The sequence below is a fragment of the Streptococcus sp. DTU_2020_1001019_1_SI_AUS_MUR_006 genome, from assembly GCF_032340315.1.
In the GTDB taxonomy this organism is placed as follows: domain Bacteria; phylum Bacillota; class Bacilli; order Lactobacillales; family Streptococcaceae; genus Streptococcus.
This window is the reverse complement of record NZ_CP135436.1, coordinates 787412-810973: the sequence shown is the minus strand read 5'-3', so window position 1 is coordinate 810973 and position 23562 is coordinate 787412. Positions and strand designations below refer to the sequence as shown.

The following is a 23562-nucleotide window of genomic DNA, read 5'->3' as shown; positions in this document are numbered from 1 at the left end:
TAATTTCTTACTCTTCTTCCTCACGTTTTTTAGCGAAGAGGAGTCCGCCTGTTGCTGCTGCAAGAAGTGCTAAAGCAAGTGAAGCGCTAGATTGTTCTGTACCAGTATTTGGCAATTCTTTCGCTCCTGCTTTCTTAGCTGGTGCTTGAGCAGGTGAATCTTGGTTAGCAGCTGTAACAGCTTTTTCAGCTGGAATGACTGCTACTGAACCATCTTCAAAGGTTACAACTACTGATCCATCATTGTTAACCTTAATATCTTTCGCGGTTGGGTTAGCTTTCTTAACTTCGTCAGCTACTTTAGCTTTTTCGGCGTCAGTCAAGTTGCTTGGATCTGTAACTGGGGTTACTGATGGATTCTTAACTCCATCTGATTCCTTAACTTTATCTGATGATTTCTTAACTGTCTTATCGGCTGGAATAACAGCTGTTGTACCATCTTCAAAGGTTACAACTACTGATCCGTCTTTGTTAACCTTGATATCTTTCGCAGTTGGATTAGCTTTCTTAACTTCGTCAGCTACTTTACCTTTCTCAGCATCAGTCAAGTTGCTTGGATCTGTAACTGGTGTTACCGATGGATCTTTAACGACTTTATTAGTTGGATCTTTTACAGTCACTTTAACTGGAACTTCATCCTTAGAACCATCTGGGTAAGTCACAACGACTGTAGCGTCTTTATCACCTGGGGTTGTTGTATCTACTGGTGTCTTGAAGTCTACGGTTGTTCCTTCTGGAAGATCACCTACATTTCCAATTGAATCTTTGGCATTTGGTTTGTCTCCTGGTTTAACAGTTTGATCTTTCGCTGTTGGAGTGTTCTTGTCTGCATCTGTAGCTGGGGCACTTGGATCTTTTACAGTTACTTTAACTGGTACTTCATCCTTAGAACCATCTGGGTATGTTACAACGACTGTTGGTGTCTTATCACCTGGAGTTGTTGTATCCACTGGATCCTTGAATTCTACTGTTGTACCCTTAGGAAGATCTTTAACATTTCCAATTGAATCTTTGGCATTTGGTTTGTCTCCTGGTTTAACAGTTTGATCTTTCGCTGTTGGAGTGTTCTTGTCTGCATCTGTAGCTGGGGCACTTGGATCTTTTACAGTTACTTTAACTGGAACTTCATCCTTAGAACCATCTGGGTAAGTCACAACAACTGTTGGTGTTTTATCGCCTGGGGTTGTTGTATCTACCGGTGTCTTGAACTCTACTGTTGTTCCTTTAGGAAGATCATCTACATTACCAATTGATTTCTTAGCGTCTGGAGTTTCACCTTTGTTTACAGCTTGCTCTTTCGCTGTTGGAGTGTTCTTATCCGCATCTGTGCTTGGATCTACTACTTTAACAGTTACTGGAACTTCATCCTTAGAACCATCTGGGTAAGTCACAACAACTGTTGGTGTTTTATCGCCTGGGGTTGTTGTATCTACTGGTGTCTTGAACTCTACTGTTGTTCCTTTAGGAAGATCATCTACATTACCAATTGATTTCTTAGCGTCTGGAGTTTCACCTTTGTTTACAGCTTGCTCTTTCGCTGTTGGAGTGTTCTTATCCGCATCTGTGCTTGGATCTACTACTTTAACAGTTACTGGAACTTCATCCTTAGAACCATCTGGGTAAGTCACAACAACTGTTGGTGTTTTATCGCCTGGGGTTGTTGTATCTACCGGTGTCTTGAACTCTACTGTTGTGCCCTTAGGAAGATCTCCGACATTACCGATTGAATCTTTGGCAGATGGTTTATCTCCTGGTTTAACAGTTTGATCTTTCGCTACTGGAGTGTTCTTGTCTGCATCTGTAGCTGGGGCACTTGGATCTTTTACAGTTACTTTAACTGGTACTTCATCCTTAGAACCATCTGGGTAAGTCACAACAACTGTTGGTGTTTTATCGCCTGGGGTTGTTGTATCTACTGGTGTCTTGAACTCTACTGTTGTTCCTTTAGGAAGATCATCTACATTACCGATTGAATCTTTGGCAGATGGTTTATCTCCTGGTTTAACAGTTTGATCTTTCGCTACTGGAGTATTCTTGTCTGCATCTGTAGCTGGGGCACTTGGATCTTTTACAGTTACTTTAACTGGAACTTCATCCTTAGAACCATCTGGGTAAGTCACAACAACTGTCGCATCTTTTTCGCCTGGTGTTGTTGTATCTACTGGATCTTTGAAGGCTACTGTTGTGCCCTTAGGAAGATCTTTTACATTACCAATTGAATCTTCTGCTTTTGGTGTTGTTCCTTGTTCTACTGTTTGAGCTTTTGGTGTTGGCTCGTTCTTATCTGCATCTGTTGGTGTTGAACTTGGTTCTTCAACAGTTACTTTAACTGGAACTTCATCCTTAGAACCATCTGGGTAAGTCACAACGACTGTAGTTCCTTTATCGCCTGGGGTAGTTGTGTCTACTGGTGTCTTGAACTCTACTGTTGTGCCCTTAGGAAGATCTCCGACATTACCGATTGAATCTTTAGCAGATGGTTTATCTCCTGGTTTAACAGTTTGATCTTTCGCTGTTGGAGTGTTCTTGTCTGCATCAGATGTCTTCTCTGGATCTTTTACAGTTACTTTAACTGGTACTTCATCCTTAGATCCATCTGGGTATGTTACAACGACTGTAGTTCCTTTATCACCTGGTGTAGTTGTGTCTACTGGTGTCTTGAACTCTACTGTTGTGCCCTTAGGAAGATCTCCGACATTACCGATTGAATCTTTAGCAGATGGTTTATCTCCTGGTTTAACAGTTTGATCTTTCGCTGTTGGAGTGTTCTTGTCTGCATCTGTAGCTGGTGCACTTGGATCTTTTACAGTTACTTTAACTGGTACTTCATCCTTAGAACCATCTGGGTAAGTCACAACGACTGTAGTTCCTTTATCGCCTGGGGTAGTTGTGTCTACTGGTGTCTTGAACTCTACTGTTGTGCCCTTAGGAAGATCTCCGACATTACCGATTGAATCTTTAGCAGATGGTTTATCTCCTGGTTTAACAGTTTGATCTTTCGCTGTTGGAGTGTTCTTGTCGGCATCTGTAGCTGGTGCACTTGGATCTTTTACAGTTACTTTAACTGGTACTTCATCCTTAGATCCATCTGGGTATGTTACAACGACTGTAGCGTCTTTATCACCTGGTGTAGTTGTGTCTACTGGTGTCTTGAACTCTACTGTTGTGCCCTTAGGAAGATCTCCGACATTACCGATTGAATCTTTAGCAGATGGTTTATCTCCTGGTTTAACAGTTTGATCTTTCGCTGTTGGAGTATTCTTGTCTGCATCTGTAGCTGGTGCACTTGGATCTTTTACAGTTACTTTAACTGGTACTTCATCCTTAGATCCATCTGGGTAAGTCACAACGACTGTAGTTCCTTTATCGCCTGGTGTAGTTGTGTCTACTGGTGTCTTGAACTCTACTGTTGTGCCCTTAGGAAGATCTCCGACATTACCGATTGAATCTTTAGCAGATGGTTTATCTCCTGGTTTAACAGTTTGATCTTTCGCTGTTGGAGTATTCTTGTCTGCATCTGTAGCTGGTGCACTTGGATCTTTTACAGTTACTTTAACTGGTACTTCATCCTTAGATCCATCTGGGTAAGTCACAACGACTGTAGTTCCTTTATCACCTGGTGTAGTTGTGTCTACTGGTGTCTTGAACTCTACTGTTGTACCCTTAGGAAGATCCTTGAGGTTGTCAATTGAATCTTCTGCTTTTGGTTTTTCACCTGGTTTAACAGTTTGATCTTTCGCTACTGGAGTGTTCTTATCTGCATCTGTAGCTGGTGCACTTGGATCTTTTACAGTTACTTTAACTGGAACTTCTTCCTTAGAACCATCTGGGTATGTTACCACTGCTGTCGCAGGTTTATCACCTGGTGTAGTTGTATCTACTGGTGTCTTGAACTCTACTGTTGTACCCTTAGGAAGATCCTTGAGGTTGTCAATTGAATCTTCTGCTTTTGGTTTTTCACCTGGTTTAACAGTTTGATCTTTCGCTGTTGGAGTATTCTTGTCTGCATCTGTAGCTGGTGCACTTGGATCTTTTACAGTTACTTTAACTGGTACTTCATCTTTAGATCCATCTGGGTATGTTACCACTGCTGTCGCAGGTTTTTCACCTGGTGTTGTTGTGTCTACTGGATCCTTGAAGGCTACTGTTGTACCCTTAGGAAGATCTTTCAAGTTACCGATTGAATCTTCTGCTTTTGGTTCAGTTCCTTTATCTACAGTTTGAGCTTTTGGTGTTGGCTCGTTCTTATCTGCATCTGTTGGTTTTGAACTTGGGTCTGTAACAGTTACTTTAACTGGAACTTCTTCCTTAGAACCATCTGGGTAAGTTACAACTGCTGTCGCAGGTTTTTCACCTGGTGTTGTTGTGTCTACTGGATCCTTGAAGGCTACTGTTGTACCCTTAGGAAGATCTTTCAAGTTACCGATTGAATCTTCTGCTTTTGGTTCAGTTCCTTTATCTACAGTTTGAGCTTTTGGTGTTGGCTCGTTCTTATCTGCATCTGTTGGTTTTGAACTTGGGTCTGTAACAGTTACTTTAACTGGAACTTCTTCCTTAGAACCATCTGGGTAAGTTACAACTGCTGTCGCAGGTTTTTCACCTGGTGTTGTTGTGTCTACTGGATCCTTGAAGGCTACTGTTGTACCCTTAGGAAGATCTTTCAAGTTACCGATTGAATCTTCTGCTTTTGGTTCAGTTCCTTTATCTACAGTTTGAGCTTTTGGTGTTGGCTCGTTCTTATCTGCATCTGTTGGTTTTGAACTTGGGTCTGTAACAGTTACTTTAACTGGAACTTCTTCCTTAGAACCATCTGGGTATGTTACAACTGCTGTCGCAGGTTTTTCACCTGGTGTTGTTGTGTCTACTGGATCCTTGAAGGCTACTGTTGTACCCTTAGGAAGATCTTTCAAGTTACCGATTGAATCTTCTGCTTTTGGTTCAGTTCCTTTATCTACAGTTTGAGCTTTTGGTGTTGGCTCGTTCTTATCTGCATCTGTTGGTTTTGAACTTGGGTCTGTAACAGTTACTTTAACTGGAACTTCTTCCTTAGAACCATCTGGGTAAGTTACAACTGCTGTCGCAGGTTTTTCACCTGGTGTTGTTGTGTCTACTGGATCCTTGAAGGCTACTGTTGTACCCTTAGGAAGATCTTTCAAGTTACCGATTGAATCTTCTGCTTTTGGTTCAGTTCCTTTATCTACAGTTTGAGCTTTTGGTGTTGGCTCGTTCTTATCTGCATCTGTTGGTTTTGAACTTGGGTCTGTAACAGTTACTTTAACTGGAACTTCTTCCTTAGAACCATCTGGGTAAGTTACAACTGCTGTCGCAGGTTTTTCACCTGGTGTTGTTGTGTCTACTGGATCCTTGAAGGCTACTGTTGTACCCTTAGGAAGATCTTTCAAGTTACCGATTGAATCTTCTGCTTTTGGTTCAGTTCCTTTATCTACAGTTTGAGCTTTTGGTGTTGGCTCGTTCTTATCTGCATCTGTTGGTTTTGAACTTGGGTCTGTAACAGTTACTTTAACTGGAACTTCTTCCTTAGAACCATCTGGGTATGTTACAACTGCTGTCGCAGGTTTTTCACCTGGTGTTGTTGTGTCTACTGGATCCTTGAAGGCTACTGTTGTACCCTTAGGAAGATCTTTCAAGTTACCGATTGAATCTTCTGCTTTTGGTTCAGTTCCTTTATCTACAGTTTGAGCTTTTGGTGTTGGCTCGTTCTTATCTGCATCTGTTGGTTTTGAACTTGGGTCTGTAACAGTTACTTTAACTGGAACTTCTTCCTTAGAACCATCTGGGTATGTTACAACTGCTGTCGCAGGTTTTTCACCTGGTGTTGCTGTATCTACTGGATCCTTGAAGGCTACTGTTGTACCCTTAGGAAGATCTTTCAAGTTACCGATTGAATCTTCTGCTTTTGGTTCAGTTCCTTTATCTACAGTTTGAGCTTTTGGTGTTGGCTCGTTCTTATCTGCATCTGTTGGTTTTGAACTTGGGTCTGTAACAGTTACTTTAACTGGAACTTCTTCCTTAGAACCATCTGGGTAAGTTACAACTGCTGTCGCAGGTTTTTCACCTGGTGTTGTTGTGTCTACTGGATCCTTGAAGGCTACTGTTGTACCCTTAGGAAGATCTTTCAAGTTACCGATTGAATCTTCTGCTTTTGGTTCAGTTCCTTTATCTACAGTTTGAGCTTTTGGTGTTGGCTCGTTCTTATCTGCATCTGTTGGTTTTGAACTTGGGTCTGTAACAGTTACTTTAACTGGAACTTCTTCCTTAGAACCATCTGGGTAAGTTACAACTGCTGTCGCAGGTTTTTCACCTGGTGTTGTTGTATCTACTGGATCCTTGAAGGCTACTGTTGTACCCTTAGGAAGATCTTTCAAGTTACCGATTGAATCTTCTGCTTTTGGTTCAGTTCCTTTATCTACAGTTTGAGCTTTTGGTGTTGGCTCGTTCTTATCTGCATCTGTTGGTTTTGAACTTGGGTCTGTAACAGTTACTTTAACTGGAACTTCTTCCTTAGAACCATCTGGGTAAGTTACAACTGCTGTCGCAGGTTTTTCACCTGGTGTTGTTGTGTCTACTGGATCCTTGAAGGCTACTGTTGTACCCTTAGGAAGATCTTTCAAGTTACCGATTGAATCTTCTGCTTTTGGTTCAGTTCCTTTATCTACAGTTTGAGCTTTTGGTGTTGGCTCGTTCTTATCTGCATCTGTTGGTTTTGAACTTGGGTCTGTAACAGTTACTTTAACTGGAACTTCTTCCTTAGAACCATCTGGGTATGTTACAACTGCTGTCGCAGGTTTTTCACCTGGTGTTGCTGTATCTACTGGATCCTTGAAGGCTACTGTTGTACCCTTAGGAAGATCTTTCAAGTTACCGATTGAATCTTCTGCTTTTGGTTCAGTTCCTTTATCTACAGTTTGAGCTTTTGGTGTTGGCTCGTTCTTATCTGCATCTGTTGGTTTTGAACTTGGGTCTGTAACAGTTACTTTAACTGGAACTTCTTCCTTAGAACCATCTGGGTAAGTTACAACTGCTGTCGCAGGTTTTTCACCTGGTGTTGTTGTATCTACTGGATCCTTGAAGGCTACTGTTGTACCCTTAGGAAGATCTTTCAAGTTACCGATTGAATCTTCTGCTTTTGGTTCAGTTCCTTTATCTACAGTTTGAGCTTTTGGTGTTGGCTCGTTCTTATCTGCATCTGTTGGTTTTGAACTTGGGTCTGTAACAGTTACTTTAACTGGAACTTCTTCCTTAGAACCATCTGGGTAAGTTACAACTGCTGTCGCAGGTTTTTCACCTGGTGTTGTTGTATCTACTGGATCCTTGAAGGCTACTGTTGTACCCTTAGGAAGATCTTTCAAGTTACCGATTGAATCTTCTGCTTTTGGTTCAGTTCCTTTATCTACAGTTTGAGCTTTTGGTGTTGGCTCGTTCTTATCTGCATCTGTTGGTTTTGAACTTGGGTCTGTAACAGTTACTTTAACTGGAACTTCTTCCTTAGAACCATCTGGGTAAGTTACAACTGCTGTCGCAGGTTTTTCACCTGGTGTTGTTGTATCTACTGGTTCCTTGAAGGCTACTGTTGTACCCTTAGGAAGATCTTTCAAGTTACCGATTGAATCTTCTGCTTTTGGTTCAGTTCCTTTGTCTACAGTTTGAGCTTTTGGTGTTGGCTCGTTCTTATCTGCATCTGTTGGTTCTGAACTTGGTTTTTCAACAGTTACTTTAACTGGAACTTCTTCTGTTGATCCATCTGGGTAGGTTACAACGACTGTTGGTGTTTTATCACCTGGTGTTTTTGTATCTACTGGTTCCTTGAACTTAGCTGTTGTTCCTTCTGGAAGTCCCTTGAAGTTCTCAATTGAATCTTCTGCTTTTGGTTCTTCGCCAACTTTAACAGTTTGGTCCTTAGCTTTTGGCTCGTTCTTATCTGCATCTGTTGGTTTTTCTGGTGTTGCTGGTTTTTTAGTTACAAATTCTGACAATGGTTTTGTATCTGTAGAACCATCTGTATATGTTACTACAAGATTTCCTTTGTCATCTTTTTTGACTGATTGAATCTTACCATTTTTATCAACTGGAGTATCTTTTGCGATATTCGCATCATCATTTTTCTTGTTGTACTCAAGTTTCAGTTTTTCTTTGATTTTATCTAAGTCATCGTTTGTTACGTTAGTTGGATCTGCTACTTCAACTTTATCAGCTGGGGCTGGAGTTGCAATATCGTACTTATCTGTTTGAGATTTAACGATAAAGTGAACATATCCTGGAGTCTGAGTTGCATTCGGATTTTTATCTAATGCATTAAAATCTGTATTTGATGGTGCATTATCATTGTCATTAGCAACAACAAAACTTGTCCAATGGTTTGGAGCTTTAAGTGTTGTAACACCTGTCATCTTAATAGTAGCTGTAGCACCTGATACAGTACCATCACCATGAGTGACTGCTGAATTCTCGATTTTTCCAGTTGTGAAACCGTAATCTGCCGTATTATCTTTTCCAATACCACCAGGACCACGTACATACATATCTTTAACAGCAGTGTTGTCTGATGCTTTGAATGTTAAATCAGTGTTTTCACCTGTATAAACATAGATTTCTTTCTTAGCTTGATTTGAGTATGGAAGTTCTACTTTTGGAGCTACGTTTACAAATTCTGACAATGGTTTTGTATCTTTAGAACCATCTTTATAGGTTACAACAACTTTGTTTCCTTCTTTTTCTACTTTATCAACAACTTTTGAAGCATCTTTTACTTCTTCACCTTTTTTGTCAGCTAAACGTGCATCTGGATTGTTTTGAGAATATTCAACTTTAACTTTCTCTTTAATTTTTTCAAACTCTTTATCAGTAACATTGTTAGCATCTGATACGGTTACTTTATCAGCCGATGCTGGAGTTTTGATATCATATTTCTTAGTTTGTGCTTTTAATACGAAAGTTACTGCACCTGGGTCAGTTAAGTAAGAACCAACAACCTCTCCATTTTTCTTAGTTTTTACCGCAGTATTATTGATTAATGCTCCATCAGTATCAGTTGCAGTGGCAAAACGTGTTACAAGCTCTAAAGAGTCGTTTTCTGTTTTTGGCAATCTATCATCAAGACCAGAAACTCGACCTGTTACTTTAATTTTTGCTGGTGTAGCAGTTTCAGAATTAATCGCTGTTACAGTATATCCAAATTCATTATCTTGTTTTTCTGGGTTCCCATCAATATTATTTAAGGCAATATTTCCACCTTTTTTAAGTGAAGCTGATTTAATTTTTCCAGAATCATCATTAAAGGTAATATCAACGTCTGCATCTTCACCAGTATAAAGATAAACTTCTTTTTTGTTTGGAGCTGGATCTGAATACGGAATCTCTACTGTTGGTGCTACGTTTTCACGTGCTGGAGTTGCTATTTTAGGATCACTTGCTACTGATGTGTTACCTGCCGCATCTGTTGCTTTGGCTGTTACATTACCTGCTGGAATATCAACTTTTGGAGTAATCGTTGCTTTTCCATTTGCTCCTGCAGTTGCTTCACCAATCTTGTTGTTGTTTTTATCGTAAAGGGCTACGGTTGAACCTTTTTCTGCAGTTACTTCAACTGGTGTCTTAGTTCCTGCTTTACCTGTTAGATCTGTATTCACTACTGGTTTCGCTGGAGCTGTTGTATCTGTCGCAACTTTAGCATCACTTGGTTTTGATTCATTACCTGCTGCATCAGTTGCTTTGGCTGTTACAGGACCTGCTGGAATATCAACTTTTGGAGTAATTGTTACTTTACCATTGCTACCAGCTGTTCCTTCACCAATCTTGTTGCCGTCTTTATCGTAAAGGGCAACAGTTGAGCCTGGTTCTGCGCTTACTTCAACTGGTGTCTTAGTTCCTGCTTTACCTGTTAGATCTGTATTCACTACTGGTTTCGCTGGAGCTGTTGTATCTGTCGCAACTTTAGGATCACTTGCTACTGATGTATTACCTGCCGCATCAGTTGCTTTGGCTGTTACAGCACCTGCTGGAATATCAACTGTTGGTGTGATTGTAGCTTTGCCATTTTCTCCTGCAGTTGCTTCACCGATTTTGTTGTTATCTTTATCGTAAAGGGCAACAGTTGAACCTTTTTCTGCAGTAACCTCAACCGGAGTCTTAGTACCTGCTTTTCCTGTAAGGTCTGTGTTCACAACTGGTTGGTCTGGTGCTGTGGTGTCTTTTGCAGGTGTAACCAAGTATGCTGCTGCAATCTTATCTGTTGATTTATCAGGATAAGTGATGGTAAGGTTCCCTTTTTCATCTACACTGTATGCCGCATCTGCTGGAAGACTTGAGTTAGCAGTTTTAACTGAGTCGATAATCTTGTTTTTGTCATCTTCACTAAGCTTGTTAGGATCAGCAACTTCTACTTTTGTACCTGCAACAGGTTCATACTTCTTAGCTGACTCGAGGACTGTAATCGTAAGATTTCTCGTTACTACTTTCCCATTTTTATTTTGAACAGCATAGGTAGCAGTGCGACTGCCTGCAGCCTGCGTCATAGCAACGTTCCCACGATAGTACACCTTACGCTGTCTATAAGTATTTGAGCCAGCTGTAGTCAGGAAACCACCACTAGGATCACCCACATATTCTAGTCCTGTTGCCAAATAAGGATTATTAGGAATCCAAAATTTTTGAACTGACGGTGATGCTGCTGCTTGAATTGTCACATTGACAGGATCACCTGGGTAAACTGTAATATGTTTCGCTGTAACCATAAGTTGAGTGTAGCTATCACCACTAACTCCTCCACCTTCACCAGTCACTGGTGTTTTTGTAACTGTAATCGGTGCACTCTTAGCTGACTCTGTTCCACCTGCTGGTGTTGAAGTCGCAGTAATCTCTCCTTCAGGAAGGCTGTTTGTAGGGTGAACAGTTGCTACACCTTGATCGTTAGCTACCGCTTCACCGATCACAACGCCATCTTTGTTGTAAAGTTTAACAGTTGAACCTGCTGGTGCTTTCACTGTTACATCAGCTGGTGTACTTGCTTTACCTGCCAAGTCATTGACAATTTCTGGACCACTAGTTGCAGTTGCGCTATCCACTGCTGGAGTGTTTGGTTTTGATGGTTCTGGTTGTGGTTGTGGTTGTGGCTGTGGCTGTGGTGCTGGAGTCTCTTCTTTTGGAGCTTCTTCAACGTCACGTGATTGCCATCCTTGAAGACTTGAGTAGCTGCCTTCTTTCATGTTAGAGATAACTCGTGCTGTTGTTCCAGCTTTCATATCTTTGTTCAAGGTCAAGTTGATCGTTGAGTAGTGGGCTCCTTGATCACTTGAAGCAACACTTGCAAGTGCACTGTTTGTTACTTGCCAGTTGCCTGGAACAGCATCACGTTTAAGCACAACTTCTCGAGCATTGCCATCTGCGTCCGTAAATTTGAAATAAGCTGCTCCTGCATCATGCGGTACTTTCAAGGTAACGTTTCTATCATTTTCAACAAGATTATTTTGTTGTTTTGATTTAGATGATGGAACGATCTCTGAGTGACCTAGAGAGACGTTTACAGGTGTAGCAGCACTTTCTACTCCACCAACTGTTTGGCTAACGCTGATTTGACTCCCAGGAACCAGCTGTGCCCCACCAGTAACGTTACTATTCAAACCAATAGTAATTGGGAATGACCACTGTCCGTTCTGTCCAACTACGGTACTATCATTAACAGTTTTACCCTCACTCTTAATATTGATGCGGGCACCTGGTGTTCCTGTACCTGTCAAGACTGTATCTGTAGAAGCTATAGTAGGCACTGTAATCGTGTCATTTGTTTGGGTGTAGGTGTTGTTGACTCCTGGTTGTGGTGCAAGTCTTGATGAAAGATTGATACCGACTTCTGGGAAGTCTGAAGTACGATTTTTAACAGCTGATGAACCATTCATCCCACCATTTTCTAGTGAGTTTTTTACAATAGCTGTTGCAAAACGAGCAAACAGATTGTGACGGGTCCCTTTAGTCACTACACTATAGGTAAGCGAATCAGGAACTCCTCCACCAATGTATTTATAATGAGACGCCAAAGCTTTGTGATTGCTCATAGCAGGGAGCTTTCCAAAATCTTTCTCAACGTAATAATCCTCATTCAGACGTCCAGCATTAGGCCCACGATCTACGACAGTAATACTTTGAATTGTATCATCTGATGCGACCACCAAGCCAGCAGCTTGGTGATTCTTATGCTGCGGTACAACACTAATTGTCCAAGTTGTTGTGTCTCCATCCACACTGTAGCGAACTGACTGAAACTGCTTGACACCCGCACCAGCAAATTCACCTTCAGCGACTGATCCGTCAACTGAACGGTTTGCTGCACGTGATGACCCTAGATCACGTTTTCCTCTTCTTGAACGAACTGGTTCTGCTGGCGCTGCTTCCTCAGTTGTAACCTCACTTGTTGCTTCAGTTTTCGCTTCTTTAGCTTCTTTTTCAACAAGTTGAGCTAGCGCTTTTTCAAGAGCAGTGTACTCTGCATCCACTTGGTCTTGGCTAGCTTCTGCATTTGCCAAAACATTTTGTGCTTGTTCAAGTGCTGTGTTCAAGCGAGAAAGAGAGTCTTCTGTCTTTCCTGCTTTGTCCAAGCCTTTCACTTCTTCGACCAACTGGGTCAAAGCTTCTTTGTTAGCTGTTTTAGCAGTAGTGTTTTCCGCTACCACTGCTTTTTCAACTGTTGCTGGCTGAGTCTCTGCCACAGCAGCAGGAGCTTCATAAGTCCCCGTTTCTCCACCATATCCAGGCTTAGCCTCTTTAGCTTTTGAGCCACTCTCAACTGTAGATTCCGATGCTGTGTCTGCATGGACCGTTTGAGTAGCTAAGCTAGCTCCGACCGCAAAAACAAGCGAACAACCAAAAAGGAAATGTTTTCCTTTTTTAATCATACGCCAGTTCTTCTGCTCTGCATTTTTACGATTAAAATACATTCTTATCTCCTATTTATTTTTTATTAGAGTCGCATGTGTTTTACATACGTTACCATTATAAAATATAGAGGCAAAACAGTCAATCACTTTGTTTGTTTAGAAAAAAAAAAAATCCTAGGTACAAATCATTTCCAAATTTACTCTTTTTTTAGTAAAATTATTATAAAATTTGATAATTTATAAACGATTTTTAAAAGTTTTTTTCGAAAACATGCTATAATAGAGAAAAGCCCTGATAATTTTTTTATCTTTTTTTGTTTATAATACTTTATATTTTCAAGGAGTATTTCCCATGAGAGAACTATTATCTCACAAAGAACAGAGACAATTAAAAATTCTAGAATACTTATTTGAGAACCAAGAATGGATTCATATTGACACCTTGGCTGATATTCTAGATCTGAATGGACGCATCATCAAAAGCGATATCAAAGAAATGCGCGAGCAACTTTCTTGCTTTGATATTTTATCATCAACTGCTGGTATCCGACTAACGAACGAACAGAACTTTGGTATTGAGCGAATTTATAGACACATTTTGCAAGAGTCTGTTAATTTTCAGGTACTCAAAGCTTTCTTCCTATTAGAAGAACCATTTACTTTCGAGCACCTAGTTGAAACGCTTGATATTTCTCTTCCCTCACTTCGTAAGAAGGTTGCTGAAATCAATAATATTCTGCAGTCAAAATATAAATTCAAGCTCAAGGTGACCCCTATTTCAATTATTGGAGACGAAAGAGACATTCGCTTCTTTTTTGCCCAATATTTCCATGAAGCCTATGGTTTCTTCAAATGGCCATTTCCTTTCTCTTCTGAAGATGTGGATGAATTTGTGACTTTTTTTGTCAAGGTCACAGGCTATCCTATCACCTACCAAAATATGTTTCAGCTGAAGACACAAATTGCAGTCAATCTCCATCGAGCAAAGATTTTACCGAGACCTAAAGGGGAAATCGAGTTTGACTCTCTTCGCCCTATTTTTAGTCAACTTTCAAACTTCCAGCAGGAATTGCAATCTCTTGGTGATCGTCTTGGAATCACACTCGATTTTACAACCATTGACCAAATTTTCAGCTCCTATACTCAAGAGGGGATTTTCTTCACGGTCGAGGATTTCCTAGAGGCGCGGAAAGACAATGAGAAAGTCGATCACTCCTATCACTCAGCTCGAGATGTCCTCGACAATCTTACCCGACAGTTTGATGTCCACTTTTCAAATACCGATCAATTGATTTGGCACTTGCATAACACTGCATTTCTAGAGCGTCAAGAAATCAACTCAGAATCTATCATTTCTCATAACAAATCTTATGCACTGAATAAGATTAAAAAGTTCTTCCCAGATTTTTACGAAGCAGCTAGTTTTGAAATGATGCGCTATAAGTCTAGCTTGGGACAAAAGGAGCAACTTCACGCTGTACTCCATTTAGTCTATACTCTTTTAACCCACGCAACTGATCTAATGGAACAACTCCTAAAGCACCAAACCAAGGTTCGTGTTCTTGTTTTGAGTGAGTTTGACTTTGCCCATCCTCAGGCTTTGATTTCACTCTATCAATTTTACACCTCTAAAAACATTCACTTTGAAACATGGGATAAAGCGACACTCAATGTCAATGAAATCATGGAAGCGGGTTACGATGCCATCATTACAAACTTTGATATTGAAGGATTGGTTCATCCGAAAGTCATGAACGTAGGCCGTATGGCTAATCTACAAGTCGTCAATGAACTCAATACTCTTTCCATTGGTAAACTTTCAAAATAGCCTCTGTTTTATGACCAAGTAAGCAGGCTAAAATAGATATAAACGCATAATGTCAGGCATCTTAAAAACTTGATATTATGCGTTTTTATACTAAATTCAAACCGCGTCAACGTCCATCTGCAACCTCAAAGCAGTGCTTTGAGCTGACTTTGTCAGTTTTATCCACAACCTCAAAACAGTGTTTTGAGCAACCTGCGGCTAGTTTCCTAGTTTGCTCTTTGATTTTCATTGAGTATTACTTTCAACAATGGATTCGCACTTATTGATAAATTTCTGCTCATTTACAACATAGTGGATTGAAATAAGGGATGAACAATTCGATTAGGAAAGTCAAACTTATTTCTAGAAATATTTTTAGCAGTCGTAGTGTACTATTCTAGACTCAATATACTATAATTTTGTTGTGTAGCAGATTAAATAGAAAACACTATAGTAGATTCAAATAAGATATGAACAATTCGATTAGGAAAGTCAAACTTATTTCTAAAAATATTTTTAGCAGCCTTAATGTACTGTTCTAGATTCAATATACTATAATTTTGTTGTGTAGCAGATTAAATAGAAAACACTATAGTAGATTCAAATAAGATATGAACAATTCGATTAGGAAAGTCAAACTTATTTCTAGAAATATTTTTAGCAGTCATAGTGTACTGTTCTAGATTCAATCTACTCTGCATTGTGAATTCTAAAAAATTGCTAGAAATTGACTTAACTTCTCTAGTAAATTTGTTCAGATTTTATTTAGCTACGCAAGCATATATATTTTTGTCTAACAAAAGACTTTTCCTTACTTTGCTAGAATATAGCAAGATCTACTGATTAGCTGGTCAATTTCAATGTTTATACTTAAGCTAGGATATTTCTTCAGTAGACTATCAACAAAAAGGGGCTTTGATTTTAATGGAGGATGATTTTTCACCTAGTCTGATTTCTCACCTACAAAACAAAAGAAAACGATTGCATAAAATTTTACTCCATGCTATACTAGGATAGAAATAAATGATAGGAGAGTGTCTATGAAAAACACGTCATCTCAACCAGATAAAAAAATGGTTTACAGTATCCGTTCTCTGAAAAACGGAACTGGCTCTGTCCTTATTGGAGCAAGCTTTATCCTCCTTGCTTTAACAACACCTTCTGTAGCTGCAGCTGAAACTAGTCTTGGCACACAAGAAAATGTAAGCGCTATTAGTGCGAACCCAGCTACTACAGAAACCAGCCAAGCTGAGGAAAAAACGTCTATTTTGGACCACAAAGATGCAAACGCTTCCCTAGATTCTAAAACATCTGAGCCAGTAGCAATTTCTGAAACAGCTACAACTGAAGCAACTGCAAGCCTTCCAACCAATAAAGACGAGAAAACAGAAGTATCAAGTCTAGCTACTGAGAAAGCTGCGCCAGCAGACACTGTAGCTGAAAATCCAATCCAAGACAACTACTTCCGTATCCACGTCAAAAAACTTCCTCAAGAAAACCAAGATTCGCAAGGTCTTTGGACTTGGGATGATGTTGAAAAACCATCTGAGAACTGGCCAAATGGCGCCCAGTCCTTCAAGGATGCCAAGAAAGACGACTACGGCTACTACCTTGATGTCAAACTAAAAAATGAACAAGCTAAGAAAATCAGCTTCCTCATTAACAACACCAAAGGTGACAACCTTACCGGAGACCGTTCGGTAGAACGCCTCTCTCCAAAGATGAATGAAGCTTGGCTTGATGAGGACTACAAGGTCCACAACTACCAACCTCAGCCTGCGGGAACAATCCGCGTCAACTATTTTCGCACCGATGGCAACTATGACAAGAAATCTCTCTGGTACTGGGGAGATGTGAAGACTCCAAGCAATGGTGAATGGCCTGACGGCACAGACTTTACTGCAAGTGGAAAACATGGACGCTACATCGACATTCCGCTCAATGAAGCAGCGAGAGAATTTGGATTTTTACTATTAGATGAGAGTAAGAAAGGCGATGATGTGAAAATCAGAAAAGAAGATTATAAATTTACTGACCTGAAAAACCACAGTCAAATCTTCCTTAAGGATGATGACGAAACGATCTACACCAACCCTTACTATGTACACGATATCCGTATGACTGGTGCCCAACATGTGGCTAAGTCCCGTATTGAAAGTAGTTTTTCTACCTTGGTTGGTGCAAAAAAAGAAGACATTCTCAAACGCTCAACGATCACAGACCACCTAGGCAATAAAGTGACAATCACAGATGTTACAGTTGATGAAGCAGGTAAGAAAGTAACCTACATCGGTGATTTCTCTGACACTCAAAACCCATATACAGTCGCCTATGATTCAGACCGTTTTACAACTCGTTCAAGCTGGCGTCTCAAAGATGAGACTTACAGTTACGATGGCCCTCTTGGTGCTAATCTTAAAGAAGATGGCAAACGTGTTGATCTGACACTCTGGTCTCCAAGTGCTGATAAAGTTTCTGTTGTCATCTACGATAAGAAAGATCCTGAAAAAGTGGTTGGAACCGTCGCTCTTAAAAAAGGAGAAAAAGGAACTTGGAAACAGACCCTGGATGAGAATTCAGGACTTGGTATTAGCAACTATACTGGCTACTACTACCACTACCAGATCGAGCGCCAAGGCAAGACTGTCCTCGTACTTGATCCTTACGCTAAATCTCTGGCAGCTTGGAACAGCGATCTATCCAAAACAGACGCTGCCCATAAGGTTGCTAAAGCTGCTTTTGTGGATCCAGCAAAACTTGGACCTCAAGACCTGACTTATGGTAAGATTCATAACTTCAAATCTCGTGAAGATGCTGTTATCTACGAGGCTCACGTTCGTGATTTTACCTCAGATCCTGCTATCGCAAAAGATTTGACTAAACCATTTGGTACTTTTGAAGCCTTTATCGAAAAACTAGACTACCTCAAAGACTTGGGTGTAACCCACATCCAGCTCCTCCCCGTCTTGTCTTACTACTATGTCAATGAATTGAAAAACCATGAACGCTTGTCCGCCTATGCTTCAAGCAACAGCAACTACAACTGGGGTTATGACCCTCAAAACTACTTCTCCTTGACTGGTATGTACTCAAGTGATCCTAAGGACCCAGAAAAACGTATCGCAGAATTTAAGAACCTTGTCAACGAAATCCATAAACGTGGCATGGGTGCTATCTTAGACGTAGTTTACAACCATACTGCCAATGTCGATATCTTTGAAGACCTTGAGCCAAACTACTACCACTTCATGGATGCAGACGGGACACCTCGTACTAGCTTTGGTGGTGGTCGTCTAGGAACAACCCACTACATGTCTAAACGCGTCATGGTAGACTCTATCAAGTATCTAGTTGAAACCTATAAAGTAGATGGTTTCCGTTTCGATATGATGGGAGATCATGATGCAGCTTCTGTCGAAGAAGCTTACAAGGCTGCACGCGCCCTCAATCCAAATCTCATCATGCTTGGTGAAGGTTGGAGAACCTATTCTGGTGATGAAAATATGCCTACTAAAGCTGCTGACCAAGATTGGATGAAGCATACTGATACTGTTGCTGTCTTTTCAGATGACATCCGTAACAACCTCAAGTCTGGTTATCCAAACGAAGGTCAACCTGCCTTTATCACAGGTGGCAAACGTGATCTCAATACCATCTTTAAAAATCTGATTGCTCAACCAACTAACTTTGAAGCAGATAGCCCTGGAGATGTGATTCAATACATCGCAGCCCATGATAACTTGACCCTTTTTGACATCATTGCCCAATCAATCAAAAAAGACCCAAGCAAGGCTGAAAACTATGCGGAAATCCATCGTCGTTTGCGACTTGGAAACCTCATGGTCTTGACTGCTCAAGGAACTCCGTTTATCCACTCTGGTCAGGAATACGGACGTACCAAACAATTCCTAGACCCAGCCTACAAGACTCCTGTTCCAGACGATAAGGTCCCAAACAAGTCTCACTTATTGCGTGATAAGGACGGTAACCCGTTTGATTATCCTTACTTCATCCATGACTCTTACGATTCTAGCGATGCTGTCAACAAGTTTGATTGGACCAAGGCAACTGATGGTAAAGCTTTCCCTGAAAATGTCAAGAGCCGTGACTACATGAAAGGTTTGATTGCCCTTCGTCAATCTACAGACGCCTTCCGACTCAAGAGTCTGCAAGATATCAAAGACCGTATCCAACTCATCACTGTCCCAGGCCAAAATGGTGTGGAAAAAGAAGATGTAGTGATTGGCTACCAAATCACTGCTCCAAATGGAGATATCTACGCAGTCTTTGTCAATGCGGATGATAAGGCTCGTGAATTTAACTTGGGAACTGCCTTTGTCCACCTCAGAAATGCTGAAGTTTTAGCAGATGAAAACCAAGCAGGACCAGTCGGAATTGCCAACCCGAGAGGACTTGAATGGACTGAAAAAGGCTTGAAATTAAATGCCCTTACAGCTACTGTTCTTCGAATCGCTCAAGGCGGTGCCATCGTTGCCCCAGCTGTGGAAGAAAAACCAGAATTTGATCTTTCTAGCTTAAAACAAGAGCAAGGTCAAAATAACGACCAAGACAATACTCCAAACCGAGTCGTCAAACCGGAACATCAAAATCCAGCTCCACAAACTAAACCTGATTCTACAAAACCAGATGCAAAAGTAGCGGATGCGGATCATAAACCTAGCCAAGCTACAACTGATTCACAAGCTGAAAAACCATCACAAGAAGCACAAGCATCATCTGTAAAAGAAGCGGTTCAAAACGAATCGGTAGACAACTCTAACAAGGAAACTATACCTGCTCCCCTAGCTAAACAAGCTGAACTTCCAAATACAGGAACCAAAAACGATCACAAACTCCTGTTTGCAGGAATCAGTCTCCTAGCTCTCCTTGGCCTTGGTAGCTTCCTCAAGTCAAGAAAGGAACAATAAAAGCAAGGACTCTATAAATCTATCACCTTAGTATAAAGACATGTAAAAAAAAGCTGGGATAAAAGTCTTTAAAATCAGAAAAACGCATATTATCAGATGTTTAAAAAACTTGATAATATGCGTTTTATTGTAGAAAGATTTATACTCAATATTCTACTAAAATTATGTTTATACCTCAACTCTTCAGATTAAAGAAAAGATTCATTTTGATCAAGTTGCTTCAATCTCTTTCTTTTACTAGAGAAAATAAAAAACTCTTAAAAATAGCATTATGTCAGCATTTCTAAGAGTATTTACTATATAGTATCCAACCTCTATAAGGGCAATTTTTTTATTACTGATAGAGTAGGTCTACGTTCTGCCTCTTTCTAGAAGCTCTTATTTCTCTATCCTTGCTTCTGCATCCGCTACTACTTGGGCAAGGCTGGTTTGACTCAGTTCCTGCTCCATGGCTAGCTGAATCTTTTGTAATTTTTCATCTAAAACCCCATGGATATTTGCACCAACTGGACAGGCTGGATTGGGATTGTCATGAAAACTAAAGAGTTGACCTGTCTTTCCTAGACACTCAACTGCTTGGTAAACATCTAAAAGGCTGATATCCTCTAGATTTTTGATAATTGCCGCTCCACCAGTTCCACGCGCAACTGAAATCAACTCAGCTTTTTTCAGTTGAGATAAGGTCTTACGGATAATGACAGGATTGACTCCAACGCTACTAGCAAGAAAATCACTAGTCACCTTACTTTCTTTCCCTTTTAAGGCTATGATAATCAACATATGGGTCGCGATGGTAAATCGACTTGAAATTTGCATAAGGTTCTCCTTTTTCTATTAGACTAGTTCGTTTTTTACTTATATTTATTATATCTCTTGTAGTTGTAATGTCAAGAGTTACCACTAAGCCAGTCATCCAACTCTGCATCATGCCCTTGACTTTGGGCAATTTCATGAAGTAATTCCTGATTATGAGTATGGTGAACCCCATTAACCAAGCTTTCATAATAAACTTGGTAGTATGGTAAATTCAAGTCTTTAGCTAGCTGTAATTCTGCCTCAATATCATAATCGACCCGACGAAAATCGATATCTCTCAAGCCTTTTTCATCAAACTCTAAAATCATGTACTGAGCACGTAAGTCCTTGCGTAAATTCTTAGATAAAAAGAAGGGTTGACCAATGGAACCTGGATTCAGGATAAGCTGTCCACCACTACCATACCGAAGAAACTGTTGATGGATATGCCCGTATATGGCAACATCGCAGTCTGGATTGGTGACAAGACGGTCAAAGTCCTCTTGCTTCCCAAGATGAATCAGCTCTCGTCCCCAATTTTTATCAGGCAAGTGGTGGCTAATCCCTAGCTTCAAATCTCCAAACTGGCGGTGCACTTGCAAGGGATAGTTCTGCAGTGCCTCAATCTCCTCAATGCTGAGTTCTTCCATAATATACTGACACTGGCGTAAGAGATAACGATGGCTGGGTCTGGTTTCATCTAACCGACGATGGCAGGCACGCCATAAACTCTCCTCCCAATTCCCTAAAACTCTAAGAGTGATGGGTAAAGTCTCCAAAGTCTGGAGAATATTTTTTCGTCCCGTTCCAGGCATGAGGATATCTCCCAAGAGCCAATACTCATCAACCTCCGACTTCTGCGCATCTGCCACGACAGCCTCTAAAGCTGTCGTATTGCCATGTATATCCGATAATACTGCGATTTTTGTCATATCTCTTCCTCTTAGCTTTTCTAGTTTTATTATAACAAACTCCAAGTCAAAGTCAAAAAGCATCTATATTCCTATCGTTTTTTACTTTACTTTTTTAGTGAAAAGGAATACAATGAAGGTAATAAGAATGAGGAGGTTTTTGCTATGACACAACGTTATGAAAATATCATGGTAGCAGTTGACGGTTCTAAGGAAGCTGACTTGGCTTTCATCAAAGGGGTTCATTCAGCACTGCGTAACCAAGCAAAACTAACTATTGCTCATGTCATTGACACACGTGCTCTTCAAAGCATCTCAACATTTGATGCTGAAGTTTACGAAGAATTGCAAGTAGAGGCCAACGATTTGATGGCAGAATATGAAAAGCGTGCAAGAGATGCTGGTCTCACAGACATAAAAGTTGTTATTGAGATGGGTAACCCTAAAACTCTCTTAGCTAAAACAATTCCAGACAAAGAAAAGGTTGATTTGATTTTGGTTGGAGCAACAGGGCTCAATGCTTTCGAGCGCCTGCTAGTTGGTTCTTCATCAGAATATATCCTACGCCATACCAGCGTTGACCTTCTCGTCGTTAGAGATAAGGACAAAACTTTGTAATAAAAAAGAAATGAGGTTGGGATTTTTCTCCTAACCTCATTTTTTATATAGTAGATTGAATTAAGATGTAAACAAAGAGATTGGGAAAGCCAACTTAATTTCTAGAAGTTTTTTTAGAATTCGTAGTGTACTATTCTAGATTCAACCAATTATAAATTGTTGATGTCGTAGTTGGAGCTAGGAAATAAAAACATCATTCAAGTCTTCCTTTCCTACCGCCTACTTCTTATCAGCTCTTTCCTTGTGGCGTTCATAGGCCTTTATCTGACGCTCAATTTCCTTTTTAATGGCTGGTTCTGGAGCGTATTTTTCTTCCCAGTCATCTGGTTTTAGGATTTTGTGGGTCACTGGGTCAAAATGAGCTTTTCCATCAGGGAACATTTTACCCATATTTGCTTGATGGACAATGTCAAAAATCCGCTCTGGATCCACCCCCATCAAAACAAAGCTACCATAGGTGAAGTATAGGGTGTCTATCAAGGCATCTACTTGTCCTACCAAATCTTGCTTAGCAGGTGTCTTCTTGACTACTTTCTCTGCTGCTTGATCAAGAGCTTGGTGTAACTGTCCGATTGCCTGTTCGAAGTCTTCCTCAGAAGAGCTAGCAGCTCTAACAAATTCCACCAATTCTTCAATCTTAAAGTCCGCACGATGAGTTGCCCCTTCTAAATCCCAAGCTCGAGGTTCTTCTTGTGTCCGTTCGTCCATCATGTGATGGAAGGTCTTGACCTTATTGAAATGATAGTCACGGCTGACAAAGACTTTTTCTGAAGCCAGAACACCAAAATGTTCCAAGGCCTTATGAATTCCGTCTTGCTGATTGCTAGTGGTAATGTGCTTCGCCACTTCCTTGACACTACTACTACCATTGCCCATAGCGACTGACATCCCAACACCCGCCAACATCTCTAAGTCATTGTCCGAGTCACCAAAGGCCATGACTTGATTGAGATCAAAACCATACTCTTTTCCGACTCGGCGAATGCCTTCTAACTTGGAATTTCCTTGGTTGATGACATCGGCTGCAAAAGGATTACTACGAGTTAATTTCAAGTCTTTAAAATCAGCTACTGCTTTCTCAGATTCTTCTGGCGTCATTAGCATCAAAACTTGATAAATGGGCTGATTCATCAACTGAAGCAAGTCTTCTTCCTTCTGAGGAACGACCTTACTCACCATTCGATTAAAGGAATGACTAACTGTACGAGTCAACATAGAGGGGACAAAACGACTCACCCTTTGAGAAAAAGAACCTAGGCCAAAAGACATGATTTTCGAACCCAGCATGGCATCCTTGGTCCCAAGAGCAATCTCCTTGCCCTCTTTTTTGGCATAGGTGATCAACTGCCGTAAATGAGACTTGGAAAGAGGACTTGTAAACAAGACTCTGTCTTTATTAAAGATATATTGGCCGTTATAGGTTATGGCAAAATCCAGATCTAAATCTTCCATTAAATCCTTAACAAAAAAAGGTCCTCGCCCTGTCGCTACTCCAACAAGCACCCCCTGTTCCTTCACAATCTTAATCGCATCCTTAGTGGATTTCAAAACACTCTTGCGATCGTTAACCAGTGTTCCATCGATATCAAAAAAAACAGCTTTGACTTCCATCCTACC

At 40.5% G+C, this 23562-nt stretch carries 8 protein-coding genes; 3 read left to right on the top strand and 5 right to left on the bottom strand.

Annotated features, from left to right (window positions below; genetic code table 11):
- Window positions 1–7: 7 nt before the first annotated feature.
- Entirely contained in the window at window positions 8–12946 is a 12939-nt protein-coding gene (locus RRU92_RS04030; protein WP_315640618.1) for a Rib/alpha-like domain-containing protein, read from the bottom strand.
- 292 nt (window positions 12947–13238) lie between these two features.
- Between RRU92_RS04030 and RRU92_RS04025 the strand changes: the two genes are divergently transcribed.
- Complete coding sequence (locus tag RRU92_RS04025; protein ID WP_315640593.1) at window positions 13239–14714, top strand: M protein trans-acting positive regulator PRD domain-containing protein; 1476 nt, start codon at window positions 13239–13241, stop codon at window positions 14712–14714.
- 106 nt (window positions 14715–14820) lie between these two features.
- Here the strand turns inward: RRU92_RS04025 and RRU92_RS04020 are convergent, their stop codons facing one another.
- The gene (locus RRU92_RS04020) at window positions 14821–14943 is read right to left on the bottom strand and encodes a hypothetical protein (protein ID WP_049549051.1); all 123 of its coding nucleotides are present in this window, start codon (window positions 14941–14943) and stop codon (window positions 14821–14823) included.
- 790 nt (window positions 14944–15733) lie between these two features.
- On the opposite strand from RRU92_RS04020, the gene RRU92_RS04015 reads away from it, so the two are divergent.
- Window positions 15734–19621, top strand: coding sequence for a pullulanase (locus tag RRU92_RS04015; RefSeq protein WP_315640590.1), 3888 nt, complete (start codon window positions 15734–15736; stop codon window positions 19619–19621).
- Between the two features lie 378 nt (window positions 19622–19999).
- On the opposite strand, the gene RRU92_RS04010 is transcribed toward RRU92_RS04015, so the two are convergent.
- Together RRU92_RS04010 and RRU92_RS04005 are read right to left on the bottom strand one after the other, a co-directional pair.
- Window positions 20000–20437 (bottom strand): Rrf2 family transcriptional regulator, encoded by a 438-nt coding sequence (locus RRU92_RS04010; RefSeq protein ID WP_045762642.1) that lies wholly within the window; start codon window positions 20435–20437, stop codon window positions 20000–20002.
- Window positions 20438–20508: 71 nt separating this feature from the next.
- Complete coding sequence (locus tag RRU92_RS04005) at window positions 20509–21348, bottom strand: metallophosphoesterase family protein (RefSeq protein WP_315640565.1); 840 nt, start codon at window positions 21346–21348, stop codon at window positions 20509–20511.
- Between the two features lie 144 nt (window positions 21349–21492).
- Between RRU92_RS04005 and RRU92_RS04000 the strand changes: the two genes are divergently transcribed.
- A complete protein-coding gene (locus tag RRU92_RS04000; RefSeq protein WP_049504821.1) occupies window positions 21493–21945 on the top strand; it encodes a universal stress protein in 453 nt (150 codons plus the stop codon).
- Between the two features lie 219 nt (window positions 21946–22164).
- On the opposite strand, the gene RRU92_RS03995 is transcribed toward RRU92_RS04000, so the two are convergent.
- Window positions 22165–23556 (bottom strand): Cof-type HAD-IIB family hydrolase, encoded by a 1392-nt coding sequence (locus RRU92_RS03995; RefSeq protein WP_315640533.1) that lies wholly within the window; start codon window positions 23554–23556, stop codon window positions 22165–22167.
- Window positions 23557–23562: the final 6 nt, after the last annotated feature.

What these genes read in the sequence shown, in the direction of transcription:
- RRU92_RS04030 (WP_315640618.1), bottom strand. Translation starts at nt 12,946, where the DNA reads ATGTATTTTAATCGTAAAAATGCAGAGCAGAAGAACTGGCGTATGATT.
- RRU92_RS04025 (WP_315640593.1), top strand. Translation starts at nt 13,239, where the DNA reads ATGAGAGAACTATTATCTCACAAAGAACAGAGACAATTAAAAATTCTA.
- RRU92_RS04020 (WP_049549051.1), bottom strand. Translation starts at nt 14,943, where the DNA reads ATGAAAATCAAAGAGCAAACTAGGAAACTAGCCGCAGGTTGCTCAAAA.
- RRU92_RS04015 (WP_315640590.1), top strand. Translation starts at nt 15,734, where the DNA reads ATGAAAAACACGTCATCTCAACCAGATAAAAAAATGGTTTACAGTATC.
- RRU92_RS04010 (WP_045762642.1), bottom strand. Translation starts at nt 20,437, where the DNA reads ATGCAAATTTCAAGTCGATTTACCATCGCGACCCATATGTTGATTATC.
- RRU92_RS04005 (WP_315640565.1), bottom strand. Translation starts at nt 21,348, where the DNA reads ATGACAAAAATCGCAGTATTATCGGATATACATGGCAATACGACAGCT.
- RRU92_RS04000 (WP_049504821.1), top strand. Translation starts at nt 21,493, where the DNA reads ATGACACAACGTTATGAAAATATCATGGTAGCAGTTGACGGTTCTAAG.
- RRU92_RS03995 (WP_315640533.1), bottom strand. Translation starts at nt 23,556, where the DNA reads ATGGAAGTCAAAGCTGTTTTTTTTGATATCGATGGAACACTGGTTAAC.